At 67.8% G+C, this 16,143-nt stretch carries 15 protein-coding genes and 1 pseudogene; 4 read left to right on the forward strand and 12 right to left on the reverse strand.

What is annotated here, in order from left to right; all coding sequences use genetic code 11:
• The 7 genes and pseudogenes from AC1DC5_RS10880 to AC1DC5_RS10910 all read right to left on the reverse strand — a co-directional run.
• A pseudogene (locus AC1DC5_RS10880) lies at positions 1–410 on the reverse strand (bifunctional D-altronate/D-mannonate dehydratase); the annotation flags it as partial.
• 63 nt (positions 411–473) lie between these two features.
• On the reverse strand, positions 474–1,499 hold the full coding sequence (locus tag AC1DC5_RS10885; protein WP_476865128.1) for a sugar kinase: 1,026 nt from the start codon (positions 1,497–1,499) through the stop codon (positions 474–476).
• The gene (locus AC1DC5_RS10890; RefSeq protein WP_476865129.1) at positions 1,496–2,170 is read right to left on the reverse strand and encodes a bifunctional 4-hydroxy-2-oxoglutarate aldolase/2-dehydro-3-deoxy-phosphogluconate aldolase; all 675 of its coding nucleotides are present in this window, start codon (positions 2,168–2,170) and stop codon (positions 1,496–1,498) included. Before AC1DC5_RS10890 ends, AC1DC5_RS10885 begins: the two co-directional genes overlap by 4 nt.
• 5 nt (positions 2,171–2,175) lie before the next feature.
• On the reverse strand, positions 2,176–3,324 hold the full coding sequence (gene dgoD, locus AC1DC5_RS10895; RefSeq protein ID WP_441405991.1) for a galactonate dehydratase: 1,149 nt from the start codon (positions 3,322–3,324) through the stop codon (positions 2,176–2,178).
• A gap of 7 nt (positions 3,325–3,331) precedes the next feature.
• Positions 3,332–4,222 (reverse strand): carbohydrate ABC transporter permease, encoded by an 891-nt coding sequence (locus tag AC1DC5_RS10900; protein WP_476865130.1) that lies wholly within the window; start codon positions 4,220–4,222, stop codon positions 3,332–3,334.
• Positions 4,219–5,187, reverse strand: coding sequence for a carbohydrate ABC transporter permease (locus tag AC1DC5_RS10905; RefSeq protein WP_476865131.1), 969 nt, complete (start codon positions 5,185–5,187; stop codon positions 4,219–4,221). Before AC1DC5_RS10905 ends, AC1DC5_RS10900 begins: the two co-directional genes overlap by 4 nt.
• A 109-nt stretch (positions 5,188–5,296) precedes the next feature.
• The gene (locus tag AC1DC5_RS10910) at positions 5,297–6,592 is read right to left on the reverse strand and encodes an ABC transporter substrate-binding protein (RefSeq protein ID WP_441405988.1); all 1,296 of its coding nucleotides are present in this window, start codon (positions 6,590–6,592) and stop codon (positions 5,297–5,299) included.
• Between the two features lie 140 nt (positions 6,593–6,732).
• Between AC1DC5_RS10910 and AC1DC5_RS10915 the strand changes: the two genes are divergently transcribed.
• Positions 6,733–7,470 (forward strand): FadR/GntR family transcriptional regulator, encoded by a 738-nt coding sequence (locus AC1DC5_RS10915; protein ID WP_441405987.1) that lies wholly within the window; start codon positions 6,733–6,735, stop codon positions 7,468–7,470.
• A gap of 96 nt (positions 7,471–7,566) precedes the next feature.
• Here AC1DC5_RS10915 and AC1DC5_RS10920 read toward each other — a convergent pair whose 3' ends face one another.
• Positions 7,567–8,439, reverse strand: a complete 873-nt coding sequence (locus tag AC1DC5_RS10920; protein ID WP_476865132.1) for an NAD-dependent epimerase/dehydratase family protein — start codon at positions 8,437–8,439, stop codon at positions 7,567–7,569.
• Between the two features lie 128 nt (positions 8,440–8,567).
• Between AC1DC5_RS10920 and AC1DC5_RS10925 the strand changes: the two genes are divergently transcribed.
• Positions 8,568–8,720 carry a hypothetical protein gene (locus AC1DC5_RS10925; protein ID WP_476865133.1) on the forward strand — a complete coding sequence of 51 codons (153 nt, stop codon included), beginning with the start codon at positions 8,568–8,570 and terminating at the stop codon, positions 8,718–8,720.
• Complete coding sequence (locus AC1DC5_RS10930) at positions 8,717–9,403, forward strand: SRPBCC family protein (RefSeq protein ID WP_476865134.1); 687 nt, start codon at positions 8,717–8,719, stop codon at positions 9,401–9,403. Before AC1DC5_RS10925 ends, AC1DC5_RS10930 begins: the two co-directional genes overlap by 4 nt.
• A gap of 69 nt (positions 9,404–9,472) precedes the next feature.
• Here the strand turns inward: AC1DC5_RS10930 and AC1DC5_RS10935 are convergent, their stop codons facing one another.
• Positions 9,473–10,825, reverse strand: coding sequence for a phosphoribosyltransferase family protein (locus AC1DC5_RS10935; protein ID WP_476865135.1), 1,353 nt, complete (start codon positions 10,823–10,825; stop codon positions 9,473–9,475).
• Between the two features lie 127 nt (positions 10,826–10,952).
• Complete coding sequence (mgtA, locus tag AC1DC5_RS10940) at positions 10,953–13,652, reverse strand: magnesium-translocating P-type ATPase (RefSeq protein ID WP_476865136.1); 2,700 nt, start codon at positions 13,650–13,652, stop codon at positions 10,953–10,955.
• A gap of 248 nt (positions 13,653–13,900) precedes the next feature.
• Here mgtA and AC1DC5_RS10945 point away from each other — a divergent pair, with 248 nt between their 5' ends.
• Positions 13,901–14,635, forward strand: coding sequence for a GAF and ANTAR domain-containing protein (locus AC1DC5_RS10945; RefSeq protein WP_441405981.1), 735 nt, complete (start codon positions 13,901–13,903; stop codon positions 14,633–14,635).
• Here AC1DC5_RS10945 and AC1DC5_RS10950 read toward each other — a convergent pair.
• Both AC1DC5_RS10950 and AC1DC5_RS10955 read right to left on the reverse strand, forming a co-directional pair.
• Entirely contained in the window at positions 14,632–15,345 is a 714-nt protein-coding gene (locus AC1DC5_RS10950; protein ID WP_476865137.1) for an esterase/lipase family protein, read from the reverse strand. The genes AC1DC5_RS10945 and AC1DC5_RS10950 overlap by 4 nt on opposite strands.
• Entirely contained in the window at positions 15,342–16,142 is an 801-nt protein-coding gene (locus AC1DC5_RS10955; protein ID WP_441405979.1) for an alpha/beta fold hydrolase, read from the reverse strand. The genes AC1DC5_RS10950 and AC1DC5_RS10955 overlap by 4 nt, the downstream gene beginning before the upstream one ends.
• Between the last annotated feature and the right edge of the window lies 1 nt (position 16,143).

Here is a 16,143-nt window from a genome sequence, read left to right on the forward strand (position 1 = left end):
TCCCGGACCGAATCGAAGAGCGAGGGCAGGTCCGCGCCCGAGGCATGCCCGTACGCGCGCAGCCCGTTCCGCGACGCCCCGCCCAACAACTGGTACACCGGCATCCCGGCGACCTTGCCCTTGATGTCCCACAACGCCATGTCCACCGCGGCGATCGCGGCCATCGTCACCGGGCCCCGGCGCCAGTACGAGGACCGGTACAGGAACTGCCACGTGTCCTCGATCCGGTGCGGATCCTTACCGACCAGCAACTGCGCGACGTGTTCCTTCAGGTACGCCGCGACCGCGAGCTCGCGCCCGTTCAGCGTCGCATCCCCGATCCCCGTCACACCATCCTCCGTGGTGATCCGCAAGGTCACGAAGTTCCGGGAAGGGCTGGTCACAAAGACTTCAGCAGCAATGATTTTCACAGTTGGTCCAAGGCTTTCGGTGTCGGTCTGAAATGAATCGGGCGGAGGCGGCCGGGGCCGGTCCTAGCGCTGGGTCGTCCCGCTGGGCGTGGCCCCGAGCAGTGCGAGCTCGTCCCGGCGGGGCAGGCCCTCCCAGTCACCGGCGGTGCTGACGGCGAAGGCCCCTGCGAGGGCGCCGCGCTGCAGGCGGCCGGCCACGTCCTCGCCGTCGAGCAGGGCGGAGAGGTAGCCGGCGGTGAACGCGTCGCCGGCGCCCACGGTGTCGATGCTGGTGACGGGCACGGCAGGCGTTTCCCACCGGCCGGCCGCGGTGTGGACCCCGGCGCCGGCCGCGCCGCGTTTGACCACGACCTCGCGTACGCCGCCGTCGATCAGTTCGGCGGCCATCGCCGCTTCGGCGTCGCCAGAGACTGCAGCGTCGCCGGAGACTGCAGCTTCGCCAGAGGCGACCAGTTCAAGTTCGTCGTCGGAGGCGATCAGGATGCTCGCGTACCGGGCCAGCGGGGTGAGGACGGCGCGCGCCTCGTCCCGGGACCAGAGCTTGCTGCGGTAGTTCACATCAAGGGAAACTTCCAGCCCTTCGCCGGCCGCGCGGGCGGCAGCGTACTCCACGGCCCGCCGCGCCTCCTGGCTGAGGGCGGCGGTGATTCCCGTGAGGTGCAGGACCCTTGCGCCGCTCCGGAAGGCAGCATCGACGTCGTCCCGGCCGATTGTGGACCCGGCGGAACCGGCGCGGTAGTAGAAGGCCCGGGTGACGTCGGCGGTGCGCTGTTCGAGGAACATCACACCGGTGCTGCGGGTGGCGTCCTTCCGGTGCTGCACCGCAATGCCCTCGCTCCGCAACTGCCGCAGGATGAACTCGCCGTGCGGGTCGGCGCCGACCACACCGGCCCAGCCCACCCGGTGGCCGAGCCGGGCAACACCGACGGCCACGTTCGACTCCGCCCCGGCCACATGCATGCCCAGGGCGCCGCCGGCGGACAGCGGCCCGGCGGAGCGCAGCGAGACCATCGATTCTCCGAGGGTCAGGAGCTCAGAGGCCCCCGGGACGGGAAGCCCCTGGACGGGAAGCACAGGATCGGGATTCACAGCGGGCGCTCCGCGGCGGTCCGGCGGTCGAATTCGGCGGCAAGCGCCACGAAGGCGCGGGCCCGCTCACGCACCGGGGCCAGGTCCCCGCCGGAGCCGGCGTCCCCGAACAGCGGTCCGCCCAGGCCGACCGCGACGGCGCCCGCCTGCCAGTAGCCAGCCGCCTCCTCGAGCCCCACGCCGCCGACGGCGATGAAGGGGATCCCGGGGAACGGATCGCGCAGGGCCTTGAGGTAGCCCGGTCCGCCGATGGACGCGGGGAAGAGCTTCACCGCGGTGGCGCCGCGGGTCATCGCCTCGTAGGCCTCGGTGGGCGTCAGTGCCCCGGCCAGCACCGGGATTCCCCGCGCTGCGGAGGCAACGATCGACTCGGCCAGGGCCGGGGTGACCATGAACTGGCCGCCGGCCTCGGCCACATCATCCACATCCTGCGCTGTCAGCACCGTGCCGGCGCCGACGAAACAGCCTGCCGGGGCGGCGGCGCGGACCTCGCGGATCGCGGTGAGCGCGTCCGGCGTCGTGAGGGCGATCTCGACGAAACGGAAGCCCTCCTCCATCGCGGTGAGGGCGGCCTTCGCGGCCGCACCGCCGTCGTTGCCGCGCACAATGGCCACCAGCCGGGTCTGCCGGATTCCCGCCAGGAGTAGTTCCGGGGTCAGCACTGAAGTCATGTCATTCACCATTCTGCAAAGGCGCCGTCGGGGTGGCGCCAGACGGGCCCGCGCCAGGCGTGGCCGCGCTTGTCCGCGGCGCGGACCACGGCCTCGTCGATTTCGATTCCCAGGCCCGGGCCGGTCAGGCGTTCGATGTGCCCGTCCACGAACTTCAGCGGGGACTTGTCCACCACATAGTCCAGGACTTCGGCGCCCTGGTTGTAGTGGATCCCGATGCTTTGCTCCTGGATCAGGAAGTTGGGTGTTGCGAAGCCCACCTGCAGGCAGGCGGCCAGCGCCAGCGGACCCAGCGGGCAGTGCGGGGCGAGCTGGACCTCGTAGATTTCGGCGAGCGAGGCGATCTTGCGGACCTCGGTGATGCCGCCGGCGTGGGAGAGGTCCGGCTGGGCCACCGCGATGCCGGCCTGCAGCGCGGGCAGGAATTCCTGCCGGCTGTAGAGCCGCTCACCGGTGGAGACCGGCGTCGTGGTGGACGAGGTGAATTCGCGCAGCAGGTGCGTGTTCTCCGGGACCACCGGCTCTTCGAGGAAGAAGGGCCGGTACGGTTCCAGCAGCGGCGCCACGCGCCGGGCGTTGGCGAGGCTGAAGCGGCCGTGGAAGTCGACCGCGACGTCGCGGTGGTCGCCGAGCACCTCGCGGGCGGCCGCGACGCGGCGGACGACGCCGTCGATCTCCGCGACAGAGGCGACGGGGCTCATGCGGCCGCTGGCGTTCATCTTGACGGCGGTGAGACCGACCTCCAGCTGGGCGCTGATCTGGTCGGCGACCTCGTTGGGCTCGTCCCCGCCCACCCAGCCGTACATCCGGATCCGGTCGCGGACGTGTCCGCCCAGGAGCTGGTGCACGGGGGTGTTGAAGTGCTTGCCGGCGATGTCCCACAGGGCCTGGTCCAGCCCGGAGACGGCGCTGGCCAGGATGGGTCCGCCGCGGTAGAAGGAGCCCTTGGTCATGACCTGCCAGTGGTCCTCGATCCGAAGCGCATCGTTGCCGATGAGCAGCTCGGAGAGCTGGTCGACGGCGGTGCGGACCGTTTCGCTGCGGCCCTCGCAGCTGGCCTCGCCCCAGCCGACGATCCCGCTGTCGGTCTCGATTCGGACGAAGAGCCAGCGCGGGGCGATGAGGAACGTTTCAATCCTGCTGATGAGTGTCATCGGTGGCCTAGCCCTTGGTTGCGCCGGCGGTCATGCCGGAGACGATGTACTTCTGCGTGAAGAGCGCAATGATCATGATCGGAACGGTGACCACCGTGGCGGCCGCCATGAGTCCGCCCCAGTCGATGCTGGCGTAGGAGACGAAGTCGAAGATCGCGACCGGGAGGGTCTTGGTCTTGGATCCGGAGAGCACCAGGGCGAACATGAAGTTGTTCCACGAGAAGATGAAGGACAGGATGCCCGCCGTGGCCATGCCGGCCACGGAGAGCGGCAGGGTGATGCGGCGGAAGGCGCCGATCGGGGTGAGCCCGTCCACCTGTGCGGATTCCTCCAGTTCCAGCGGCAGCGAGTCGAAGTAGCTCATCATGATGTAGACGATCAGCGGCAACGAGACGAACATGTGGCTGAGGATCAGGACTTCGAAGCCGCCCACCATCTTCAGGTTGGAGAAGACGTAGTACCAGGGCACCAGCAGAGAGACGCCGGGGATGACACGGGCCATCAGGACCACAAGGGCGGAGCGGTGCATGGTGAAGCGGCTCATCGCGTAGGCCGCCGGGACCCCGAGGACCAGGGACAGGGCCGTGGAGACGAAGGCCACCCAGAAGCTGTTGAAGATGAAGACGAAGTAGTTGTTGCGCTGGAGCACGTTGGCGTAGTTCTCGCCCGTGGGGGTGAAGAAGAACGACTTGCCGGTGTCGTAGATGTCCACGTTGGTCTTGAAGGACGCCAGCAGCATCCAGAACAGCGGGGCCACCAGGAACAGCACGACGGCGATCAGGGCCGCGACGCGGAAAGCCTTGTAGGCGCGGGTGCCCAGGTGCTTGCGGCGGCGGGGGGCCGGCGCGGGCCTGTTCGGAGTGGTTTTAGTTTCGGTGTTTTCGGTGAGGACGGTCATTTGCTTACCGCTTTCTTGCGCATGGTCAGCAGCCACATGGAGCCGATGATGATCATGAAGAACAGGATCAGCACCGCGGAGGACAGCCCGTACTGGTTGTAGTCGAAGCTCAGGCCGTAGGCGTAGACGTTGAGGGTCTCCACCTCGTGGAAGGATCCGCCGCCTTTGCCTTTGGTGGCGTAGAGGATGTCGAAGGTCTTCAGGGCGTCGATGCCGCGGAGCAGGATGGCCACGATCACCGTCGGCATCATGAGGGGCAGCGTGATGAAGAAGAAGCGCTGGAAGGCGTTGGCGCCGTCCATCCGGGCCGCCTCGTCGGGCTCCTCGGACAGCGAGGTCAGGCCGGCGAGCAGGATCAGCACCACCATGGGGGTCCACTGCCAAATATCCATGAAGATGGTGGTGCCCAGCGCGGTGTCCTGTCCGGAGAGCCACGGCTGCGGCGGGATGCCGACCATGCCCAGCAGCTGGTTGACGAAGCCGATGTTGGGGTCGAAGATCAGCCGCCACATCATGCCGACGGCCACGGGGGTGGCGACCAGCGGCAGGAGGATGGCGACGCGAACCCACTTTTCGCCGCGGAACGGGCGCCACAGCAGCAGCGCGATGCACATGCCCAGGACCACTTCGCAGACCAGTGCGACGCCGGTGAAGCTCAGCGTGCGGCCGACGGCGGGCCAGAAGCGTTCGACGTCGGACAGGACCGTGAGGTAGTTCTCCAAGCCGACAAACTCGGACGCGGCGCGGACCGAACCCTGCGAGTCGGTGAGGCTGAGGTACAGGGTCCAGGCCAGCGGGAAGATGATCAGGACGCCGACGAAGATCATCGCGGGGGCGGCGAAGAGCCACTTGCGGTGCCGGTTAGCCCAGGCGGAGAAGTTCTCGCGGGCGCCGGGGGCACGGCCGCCGTTGCGGCCGGACGGCGGCTGGGACTGCGCGTTGCGGGGAGGGGTCAATACAGACATGGTTCACCTAAGGAGTCGGGGGTGAAGTGAAGAGCTGGCCGCGGCGGGGCGGCGGCTGGGCTGCCGCCCCGCCGGGCTGGTGGTGCATCGGGCGTGAAGTGCGCCGGTGCTACTTCTTTTCGCTGTCCAGGAACTTCTGGAAAGCGTCGTGGGCCGTGTCAGCGGCGGCGGATGCGTCCTCGCCGGTGATGGTCGCTACGATCGGGCCGCCCACGATTTCGCGGGCCTTTCCGACAGTGACAACCTCGGGACGGTCGTGGCCGACGCCGTTCTTGGCGCTGGCGGAGATGGCCTCGGCCAGGTCCTTCGGGTAGGTGGAGGTACCGGCCGGGTCGGCCCAGACGGAGGCACGCGGTCCGGGGACGCCGGCCTTCTGCGCTTCGAGGGTGCGTTCCTTGCTGGTGGCCCACTGGATGAACTTCCAAGCATTGTCCTGGTTGCCCGAGGCTTCGTTGACGGCGAGGCCCCACGACGGGATGTTGTACGGCTTTGAACCTGCCGGTCCGGCGGGCAGCGCGGCGAAGCCGACGGAGTCGGCGACCTTGGACTTGGCCGGGTCGGTGGCGTTCTTGTAGAGCGAGTCGGCCTCAGTGTAGAAGGCTGCCTTGCCCTGGGTGAAGATGGCCATCGCCTCGGGCCAGCTCATGTCGGTGCTGACGTTGGCCGGGCCGTAGTTCTTGATCAGGCCGCCGTAGAAGGCGTAGGCCTTCTTGGCTTCGTCGGTGTTGACGGCGGACTTGCCGCTGGCATCGGTGAAGTCGCCGCCGAAGCTGTAGAGGAAGCTGGAGAACTGGGTGACGGCGGCGGACTTGCCGGTGCGGGCCACGAAGCCTGCGGTGTCCGGCGAGGAAGCCTTGATGGCCTTGGCCGCTGCTTCGAGCTCTTCCATGGTCTTGGGAACCTCGAGGCCGGCCGCCTTGAGCAGGTCCTTGCGGTAGTAGAGCACTTCGCGTTCGGTGATGATCGGGACGCCAACGACCTTGCCGTCAGCGGTGGTGGCCTTGACGGGGCCCTCCTGGTAATCCTTCCAGTCCCAGCTGGAGTCCGAGGAGACCTTGGACGTCAGGTCCGCGAGGTAGCCGTTCTTTGCGAACGCCTTGCCCTCCTGCAGCGGACGGTACATCATGACGTCGATCTCGTCGCTGCCGGCGTTGAGCTTGACGTTGTACTGGTCCGAGAGCTGGTCCTCGCCGAGCTGGGTCAGCTCGACCTTGAGGCCGCTGGACTTTTCGAATTCCGGAATGGCTGCCTTGATGCCCTCGGTCCAGACGTGGTTCGCGAGGGTGACCCGGACGGTGCCGGCGGCTTTTGCATCGCTGCTGCCGCTGGCGCCGCCGCAGGCGGTGAGGCCCAGAGACAGGGCCGCGGCGACAGCCGCGTACTGCACGATCGAACGTCGCTTCATTACGACTCCCTTGGTTCTTCAGGGCTGGGCATCACGGTCCAGCCGGCTGCAAATGCATCTTTACATCTGCTCTGGAAGTGATCTTAGATAAATAAAGCAGACTTAAACAACCCCTTGCGTCCCACCCGTATGATTTATTTATGAAAACCCCAAAGGCGGAGTCCTCAGCTGACCTGCATTCCGTGCTGGTCCAAAACCTGGGGCTCGCCATTGCCGAGGGGACCCTGGCGCCGCGCTCGATCCTCCGGCTGGACGAGCTCGAGGCGCAGCACAGCGTCTCCCGCTCGGTGGTCAGGGAAGCCGCGCGGGTGCTTTCCTCCAAGGGCATGCTGGAATCACGACGGCGGCTGGGCACGGTGGTGCAGCCGGAAGACGCCTGGAACGCCTACGATCCGCAGGTGATCCGCTGGCGGCTGGCCTCCTCCAGGCGGTTGGAGCAGCTGCAGGCACTGAACGAACTCCGCGGCGCCGTTGAACCCCAGGCCGCGCGGCTCGCCGCCGGGCGCGCTTCCCTGGACGCCGCCAGCGATCTCGTCTCCCAGGCGGCGCGGCTCTGGGCGGCGGGCCAGCGGGGGGACAACGACGAATTCCTCCGGCTGGACATCGAGTTCCACGCCGCGGTGCTCAAAGCCTCCGGGAATCCCATGTTTTCCCAGCTGCACAACCTTGTCACCGAGGTCCTGACCGGGCGCACCGAGCACGGCCTGATGCCGCACCTGCCGCACCATGAAGCGCTGCAGCTGCATGTGGATGTGGCCAGCGCCATCCAGCGCGGCGAGGCGAACGCGGCACACGCCGCCATGAGCCGGATCGTGGAGCAGTCCACCGAGGAGATGGGCGACATCTGGTCCAGCCACCAGCACGGCCCCGCCGCCTAGCCCCTCACCCGCCGCGCCAGCCACAACGCGGGGTCAGCTACGGCCCATGTTGGCCCCCGGCGATGGGCTCGAGGTGACCCCGCGTTGCTTCTGCGTTCAGTCTTCGGTGGGAGTGGTGCGGAGCGGGTGGTAGTTCCGCCAAGTGTGCTCCGGCGCGTAACCAAGCAGCCGCTTGGCCTTGTCGATCGAGAGCAGGGTTTCGTGCTCACCGAGCTCCTTGGTCACGGGCACGTCCGGGAACACCTCCGCTGCGAGGCTGGCGCTGGAGCGGCTCATCACGGTATCCGCGTTGGCGATGATGAACGCTTCGAACCCCGGGGTGCCGTGTTCGAGGGCGCGGGCCACGGCCTGCGCGCCGTCCCGGCCGTCGATGTAGCCCCACAGGTTCCACTTGCGCAGCCGCGCGTCGGCGTCGAAGCCGGGGAACTCCTCGTAGTCCTCGGGGTCCATCACGTTGGAGAAGCGCAGTCCGGTGATGCTCAGCTCCGGATCCCAGCGGGTGAGCTGGATCGCCATCTGCTCCTCGAGGTGCTTGACGAGGGAATAGGTGCTTTCCGGCCGGGCCGGGTATTCCTCGTCCACCGGGACATAGGGAGGGTCGACGTCGAACGGCAGTCCCAGCACCGTCTCACTGGACGCGTAGACAATTCTCTTGATCCCGGCCCGGCGGGCCGCCTGGAACACGTTGTAGGTCGACAGCATGTTGTTCTCGAATGTCGCGGCGTCCGGGGCGTGGCCTGGAGCCGGGATCGCGGCCAGGTGCACCACCGCGTCGAACCCAGCGTGCCGGTCTTCAAGGCCCAGGAACACATCCACCACCTGGCCGTAGTTGCGCAGGTCGACCTCGGTGAATCCGCGTCCGCGCGTGCCGGCGCGGTCCAGGTTGGTGACCTCGTGGCCGTCCTCGCTCAGACGCCGGACGACGCTCCGGCCGAGCTTTCCGCTTCCTCCGGTAACAGCAACTCTCATCGGCACTCCTTGAAACGACGGGGTTGGGTGGTGTTTTGTTCCACCCTAGGGCGGGCGGCGGACGGTGCCCAGCCCCGGGTGACTTTTGGCCCTAGGCTCTGCCGGGCGGACCGGGCAGGCTGGGGGCCATGAACGCTGATCAGCGGATGGTCGCGGGAGTGGACGGTTCGGACTTCTCGACGACGGCGCTTCGGCTCGCCGGCCGCATGGCCAGTGCCCGTGTCGACTGCCCGGTGCTCGTGGTCGGCGACAGCCCGGGCAAACAACAGCCGGGCGGATGAGCCGGTCCCCCGCATCCCTCCGGCTCCGCGGGCCGGTGGCGGCACTGGCCGCGGCAGCCGCCGCTGCCTGCTACGTTCTGGCCGTCCGGCCGCGGCTGCTGCGCTGGGGTGCGAGCGCTCAGGAAGCTGCCGGGCCGCTTCCCGGCGACGAGCTCGTTCGCACGCCTCGGATGCAGAGCACCCGTGCCGTCACCATCAACGCACCGGCCGCGGACGTCTGGCCCTGGCTCGTCCAGCTGGCTGCCGGACGAGGCGGAATGTACAGCTACGACGTGCTCGAGAACGCCGCGGGCCCCGGCATGCGCAGCGCGGACCGGATCCCGCCCGGACACCCGCGGCTCGACGTCGGCGACGTCATCCCGCTCGGCCCCGACGTCGGCATTCCGGTCCGGCGGCTGGAGGCCGGCTCCGTGCTGGGTCTCGGCGGCACCATGGATCCGCGCACCGGGAAGATCACCTCCTCCATCGTTGCACCCGCAGGCCCGCGGCTGGAACTGGGTTGGACATTTGTCCTGCAACCGGTCGACGAGCGCACCACGCGGCTGCTGTCCCGGACGCGCTACGACTATTCGCCCCTGGCCGTGGGACTGATCCTCCGGCCGGTTCTGGAGCCCCTGCAGTTCATCATGGAACGGCGCATGCTGCTGGGCATCAAGTCCCGGGCCGAGGGCCGGGACCGGTAACCGGCCGGCAGACAGCCTTCGTGCCCTTATGCCCTGCGCCGGCCGCCCCCAGGTGCACCGGGCCTGACGCTATGCCAGGGGACCGGTTTTGGCCGGCAGCAGGTAGTCGACGAACCAGTCCCGGGCGAGGATGGCGGCAGCCGCCAGCGTGCCGGGTTCCTCAAACAGATGCGTGGCGCCCTGGACGACGGCCAGCTGGTTGGGGCAGCGCATCATGGACTTCGCCTTGCGGTTGAGCTCCAGGACCTCGTGGTCGGAGCTGCCCACGATGAGCAGCGTCGGCGCCCGGACGGCGGAGAGCCGGGGACCGGCCAGATCGGGTCGGCCGCCGCGGGAGACGACGGCGTCGACCCTGGCGGTCGGCTCCGAAGCGGCCCAGAGCGCAGCCCCGGCACCCGTGCTGGCTCCGAAATAGCCAACGGGGCTGGAAGCCGTATCCCGCCGCGAGACGAGCCAGTCCGTGGCCGAGGACAGCCGACGGGCGAGCAGTTCGATATCAAAAACGTTGGCCCGGTTCCGTTCCTCCGCCGGCGTCAGCAGGTCCAGCAGCAGTGTGCCGAGCCCGCCTTGTTGAAGCACCCCGGCCACATACCTGTTCCGGGGGCTGTGGCGGCTGCTGCCGCTGCCATGCGCGAACAATACGATGCCCCGGGCAGGGACCGGCAAATGCAGCTGGCCCTGGAGCCGTACCCCTCGCGACGGAATCTCGATTTCCTCGTCGATCTCCGCGGGGGCGTCCGCGCCGGCTGCGGCCGGCTTCCGGGACGCAGGCGGCGAGTTCCCCAGGCGCTTGGCGGCGGCATCGAGCAGCTTCACCACCTCGTCGTCCTCGGTGGGCGAAAAATCCCGGTAGTGGTAGCCGACCGCGGAAAACTGGTGCGGTGTAGCGAGGCAGACCACCTCGTCGGGCTCGGTGAGGCTGCCGAGGGTGTCGGCCGGCGCCACCGGTACCGCCATGATCACCCTCGCTGCGCCAAGCTGCCGGGCGACCCGGCAGGCGACCCTGGCCGTGGATCCGGTGGCGATTCCGTCGTCGACGATCACTGCGATACGCCCGGTGAGGTCTTGGCGGGTCCTGCCTTTCCGGAACCGGAGCACCCGGTTCTCCAGCACGGCGCGCTCGTGGTCCTCAACAGCCTGCAACTCCATGTCGCTGACCCGGGCATGGGCGAGTACGCGTTCTTCCAGCACCCGGGCGCCGCCTTCCCCGACGGCGCCCATGGCGAGCTCGGGCTGGTAAGGAAGCCCGAGTTTCCGGACGACGATCACGTCTAGGGGCGCATCGAGGGCGGCGGCGACTTCGAAGGCGACGGGGACGCCGCCGCGCGGCAGGCCCAGGACCACTATGTCCTGGCCCCGCAGTTCCGCGAGCCGCCGTCCCAGTTGCCGCCCGGCGTCGACCCTGTCTTCGAAGATGCTCATCGGTTTGGCTTTCCAATCGAGATGCCGGCCGTGGCCTCCATCCAGGCGTGCGCTTCGCAGGCTGGGAAATTGACCAGTTCGCCGTTCCTCCCACTATCTGTCAGGAACCCGGGGTATGTGAGGGCCTTTATGCCCGGTTTGACCGGCGCCCCCGGCGCGGTCCGCGGTGGGGGCGCAGTGGGCCGGTCTTGGCGGTGCTAAACCGCGCAGCACGGCGCGCGATGTGGTGGGCGCGGCCGCGGCGGCGCACCCCCGCAGGCGGGGCCGGGACCCGCTGCTGCGCGGCCCGGGCATAGAACCAGAGTTTGGCTATTTCAACCAGCACCAGATACACGGCGGCCATCCCCAACAGGGCGAGAAAGAACGGGACGGGCAGCGGATCGAAGCCAAGCACCCCGGCCAGCGGCGAGAGCGGAAGGTAGATACCGAGGGCCATGACGCCCAGGGACGCGCCGATCAGGCCCAGCGACGGCCTGCTGCGAAAGAAAGGCACGCGTCGGGTTCGAATGACGAAGATGATGAGCGTCTGCGTGACGATGGACTCGATGAACCAGCCGGCCCGGAATTCCCCTGGAACGGCGTCGAAGACGAACAGCATCAGGGCGAACGTGGCGAAATCGAACAGTGAGCTGATCGGGCCGAACACGAACATAAAGCGCCGGATGAAACCGATGTCCCAGTGCGATGGTGCCAGCAGCTGTTCCTTGTCCACCCGGTCCCCCGGGATGGCGAGCTGGCCGGCGTCGTACAACAGGTTGTTCAGCAGGATCTGTCCCGGCAGCATCGGCAGGAAGCTCAGCACCACGGAGGCCGTGGCGGCGCTGAACATGTTGCCGAAGTTGCTGGAAGTGCCCATCAGGACATATTTGATGGTGTTCGCGAAGATCCGCCGCCCTTCCATCACGCCTTCGGCCAGGACGCCCAGATCCTTGTCCAGCAGCACGACGTCGGCGGCGTCCTTGGCGACGTCGGTGGCGCTGTCGACGGAAACACCGATGTCCGCGGCGTGCAGCGCCAGCGCGTCGTTCACGCCGTCGCCCATGAACCCTACGGACCTTCCGCTCTGCCGCAGGAGCCTGATGATCCGCGCCTTCTGTTCGGGCGAGACGCGTGCGAAGATGCTGGCCTCGCGGGCCGCGGCGGCCAGTTCCGGATCGGACATGGCCTCGACTGCGGCGCCTGTAAGTGTCCCGCCGGAGAGTACGCCGAGCTCTTCGCAGACCTTTTCTGCCACCTTGGGATTGTCTCCCGTGGCGATCTTGACCGTAATGCCGAGCTCCTCAAGCCGGTCCAGGGAGGCGCGGACGTTGGGCTTGGGCCGGTCCAGGAAGATGAGGAAGCCGGCGAGGACCAGGCCGCGTTCGTCGGCCGGGCCGATGACTGTCGCGCCATCGGCCGCCCGGGTGGCGACGGCAACAACCCGGGATCCGGCGTCGAACTGTTGGTCCAGCATCGCCTGCACGCCGGCAGGGGTGGGCCCGCAGAGCGCCAAAACGTCTTCGGGAGACCCCTTGGTGATGATGCTGGGCCCGGCTCCCGCGTCGGTGACGAGCACGCTGGTCCTCCGCCGCAGATGGTCGAAGTCGATAACGTCGAGGCGCCGATACCGGTCCGGGGGGAAGGCGGCCGCACCGGCGGAGGCCCACAGCGCGGCGTCCAACGGATTTAGGCCCACCGGGGACCCCTGGGATTCGGCGTAGTCCGCTTCCGTGGCGAGGAGCCCCAGGGTCAGCAGTTCATCGGCGGAGACGCCGGGGCCGGCGGGCAGGGCGGCAGTGAAGCTGATCTTGCCCTCCGTCAGCGTCCCGGTCTTGTCAGTCACCAGGACGTCCATGTCGCCGAGGTCCTCAATGCAGACCAGCCGTTTGACCAGGACTTTGCGCTTGGCCAGCTGCCGCGTTCCGGTCGCCAGGCTCGTGCTGACGATGGCGGGCAGCAGCTGCGGCGTGATTCCGACGGCGATCGCGAGTGAGAACAGCAGCGACTCGATGACGGGCCGCTGCAGCAAGAGGTTGGCGATGAAGATCAGGGACGTGAGGCCCACCGCGACCTGGAGCAGCAGGTAGGAGAACCGCTGCAGGCCCAGCTGGAACTCTGTCTGGGGCTGGCGCTCGCCGAGGCCCAATGCGATCCGGCCAAATTCGGCCCGCCCGCCGGTGGAGACCACCACACCGGTGCAGCTGCCGCCCTGAATCACCGTCCCCATGAACAGGCAGGATGTCAGGTCCCCCAGCGCCGCCGTCCCAGGCACCGGGGCGGAGTCTTTGCCGACCGGCATGGACTCCCCGGTCAGGATGCTCTCATCGCAGAGCAGGTCCTTGGAACTTAGCAGCCGCACGTCGGCGGGGATGATCGCACCGATGGCCAGGTGTACGACGTCGCCGGGCACCAGTGCGGTGACGTTCACTTCCACGGGCGTTCCGTCACGGACCACCACGGCACGGTGGGTGACACGGGAGTGCAGCGCCTCCGCGGCACGTTCCGCCCTGAATTCGTTGCTGAACCCGAGTCCGACGCTGACCAGCAGGATGACACCGATGACGATCGAGTTCGTGGCGTCACCGAGGAAGAGCGAGAGACCGGCTGTAGCGAGCAGCAGGATCAGGATGGGGCTGCGCAGCTGCCGGCCCAGGACCGACCATCCGCTGGCCTGGTGGGTTCGTACCGCGTTCGGCCCCAGCTCACGGAGCCGTTGGGCGGCCTCGCTGCTGCTCAGTCCTTCCACGCTCGATCCCAGCCGCTCGAGGACCTCGTTCGCGGGCCGGTGGGCGGCGTCGGCGATCGAGAGGAGGAGGGAGCGCGGTTCCCGGGTATCGAGCTCTGGCACGGAGTTTCCAATCGAACTACGAGTTATGTCTTAGGGTACGTCCGCGAGCTTGTACGGCGGTTGCTCCACTTTGGCCGTCCCGTTCAGTGGCACCAGATCCGGCTGTATATAATTTCCCGGTACGGTTTTGCAGCGAGCCGTTGGATTGTTCTTCGATCCGGCTCTCTGCCGTCCCCCACCGCTTTGCGGCTGGTGGCGCGCTGCCCGTCCGGATCGTGTTGACCTGAGTGAAACGGCACGACGAGATAGTGGTTAGCGAATCAACCGCAACTTCAACCGACCAGCACCTGCATGAACTAGTGCTCAACAGCTCCGACGTCGAGGAGTTCCTGCGCGAACTGGCTCGCGTTTCCGCGCGCAGCCTCTCGGAACCCGGCGACGAGGTCCTTTGCGGAATCACGCTCTTCCGGCACCGGAAGGCTGCAACTGTTGCCAGCAGCAGCGCGGCAGCCCAGGCCATGGATGAAATCCAGTACGCCTTCGGCGACGGCCCGTGTGTGACGGCGTCCCGGGAACAGGAAACCGTTCACATCCCGGAGGTGGAGGACTGCGCCCGGTGGCCGCAATACGCCGCCACGGTCCGGGGCCACGGCGTGCGTTCCATCCTGGCCGTGCCTTTCCTGCTTGACGGTGACACCCGCGCGGCCCTCAATCTTTACTCGCATCGGCCGGGCCGGTTCGACGGCCGGGCGCTGGAACTGGCCCGGGACTTCGTGAGCCAGACCTCTCTGGCGCTGCGGCTGGCGGTGCGTTTTGCGCATTACAGCGACACTGCGGCGAACCTCAAGGCCACGCTGGAGAGCAGGACCAGCATCGATGTTGCTGTGGGCATCATCATGGCGCAGAACCGTTGCAGCCAGGCCGAGGCGTTCGAGCTGCTCAAGTCGGCCTCAAGTGCGCGCAACATCAAGCTGAACGTGGTGGCTGCGGGGCTCGTGGAGTCGCTTGGCCAGGGTCCCATCCACACGCACTTCGACGTCTAGGCCGGTAACCCGGGAGGCGGGGTGGGAGCTCCGGCCGGTTCTTCGGCGGCCACCTCCAGGATGGTGCGGATCGTATCCCCGTGGGCCAGGATCCGGAAGTGGCCGGCAGTGTCCAGCTGGATATTCCGTGCGCCCGGCAGAACACTGCCTTCAGGGATGTGCGGGTCGAAGTTGCCGTACACGGAGGTGATGCGTTCGTTGACGCGCTCCTCGCGGGAGAGCTGCATGGTCACGGCACTCCGTGGCGAGAAGGCGCGCAGGCTCGGCAGCAGCATGAACGAGGCGTAGCGCGAGCCGGAGAACGGCGAGCAGACCGCCACCATGCCGGCGATCCGTCGTTCCGGGTCCAGCTGCATCATCACGAACTTGCCGATCAACCCGCCTTTGCTGTGGGCGACGATCATTGCGTTCGTCAGGCCACGTTCCCGGATGTAGCCGGCGATCAGATCCGCGGCTTTCGGCACCGCGAGCCGGTTCCGGTGCAGCAGCGCCAGCACATGCACCGGATGGCCGGCCTCATGCAGCCGCCGGACCAGCGGCAGCATGAAGCGCCAGTCCTCGTAGACTCCGGGAATCACGACGACGGGCCGGCCCGCGCCGCTGAGGAAATCCTCCGGCTTGGTCCGCGACGCCGCGCTGACGATCTGCCGCCCCGCGGCGTAGAGGTAGTCCTGGACCCACCAGCGGGCAGCCTGAAGCACCCCGCTCATGCCGGATTCTCCCGCAAAGTTTCCTTGGCCGTTGCGTGGGTCCCCGCGAAGCCCAGGATCGCTTCAGCCACTTCTGCGGCGCGGTTGTGCTGCAGGACGTGGCCGGTGCCCTGGATTTCGACCAGCCTCGCCTGGGCAGCCCGCGCGGCCAACCGGCGGCACCAGTCCGCGGACGCGACCGGGTCGTTGGCGCCCCGCAGCACAAGGACCGGCGCCGCAATTGAAGCGACCCGCTCCTCGGTGTGGTAATCCATCATGACCCGCAGGGTCTTCAGGTACCAGCTTGGGCCGCAGCGGAGGTAGTCCGTGAAGACGAGGGCGTTCGAGGAGGGGCTCTCGAAGAAGAGGCTGTCACGGCCCAGTGCCAGGGCTTGCTGCAGGACGGAGCGGCGTTTTGAATCGACCACCGGCCCCATCAGGACCAGCTGGGACACCCGGTCAGGCTGCTGCAGTGCTGCCTCGACCGCGAACTGGCTTCCCATCGAGTGCCCGACGAGCACAAACTCGAGGACTCCGAGCTGTTCCAGGGCGCCAAGGATGTAGGTGGCGTGGTCAGCGACCGAGAGAGCGTGGGCGGGCCTTGGAGTCGCGCCGAACCCGGGCAGGTCGATCGAGTAGGTGTCGCCGGTTTCCGCCAGCCGCCCGTGCAACCGTCGGAAGTAACGGTGTGAAACGCCGATTCCGTGGATGAGGACGACGGCGGGCCGTGCGGGCAAGGGGCCGGCTGGGCCCCTTGAGACAAAAACGTGGCCGAGCTGGCCTGCGGCCTCAATCTCGAAGCGGTCGGGCCTGCTCATG

The organism is Arthrobacter sp. 10L424, assembly GCF_056395325.1.

Bases quoted from the DNA above. Each gene is read 5' to 3' on its own strand.
- AC1DC5_RS10890 (WP_476865129.1), bottom strand. From the start codon at position 2,170: ATGACTTCAGTGCTGACCCCGGAACTACTCCTGGCGGGAATCCGGCAG.
- dgoD (WP_441405991.1), bottom strand. From the start codon at position 3,324: ATGACACTCATCAGCAGGATTGAAACGTTCCTCATCGCCCCGCGCTGG.
- AC1DC5_RS10900 (WP_476865130.1), bottom strand. From the start codon at position 4,222: ATGACCGTCCTCACCGAAAACACCGAAACTAAAACCACTCCGAACAGG.
- AC1DC5_RS10905 (WP_476865131.1), bottom strand. From the start codon at position 5,187: ATGTCTGTATTGACCCCTCCCCGCAACGCGCAGTCCCAGCCGCCGTCC.
- AC1DC5_RS10910 (WP_441405988.1), bottom strand. From the start codon at position 6,592: ATGAAGCGACGTTCGATCGTGCAGTACGCGGCTGTCGCCGCGGCCCTG.
- AC1DC5_RS10915 (WP_441405987.1), top strand. From the start codon at position 6,733: ATGAAAACCCCAAAGGCGGAGTCCTCAGCTGACCTGCATTCCGTGCTG.
- AC1DC5_RS10920 (WP_476865132.1), bottom strand. From the start codon at position 8,439: ATGAGAGTTGCTGTTACCGGAGGAAGCGGAAAGCTCGGCCGGAGCGTC.
- AC1DC5_RS10925 (WP_476865133.1), top strand. From the start codon at position 8,568: ATGAACGCTGATCAGCGGATGGTCGCGGGAGTGGACGGTTCGGACTTC.
- AC1DC5_RS10930 (WP_476865134.1), top strand. From the start codon at position 8,717: ATGAGCCGGTCCCCCGCATCCCTCCGGCTCCGCGGGCCGGTGGCGGCA.
- AC1DC5_RS10935 (WP_476865135.1), bottom strand. From the start codon at position 10,825: ATGAGCATCTTCGAAGACAGGGTCGACGCCGGGCGGCAACTGGGACGG.
- AC1DC5_RS10950 (WP_476865137.1), bottom strand. From the start codon at position 15,345: ATGAGCGGGGTGCTTCAGGCTGCCCGCTGGTGGGTCCAGGACTACCTC.
- AC1DC5_RS10955 (WP_441405979.1), bottom strand. From the start codon at position 16,142: ATGAGCAGGCCCGACCGCTTCGAGATTGAGGCCGCAGGCCAGCTCGGC.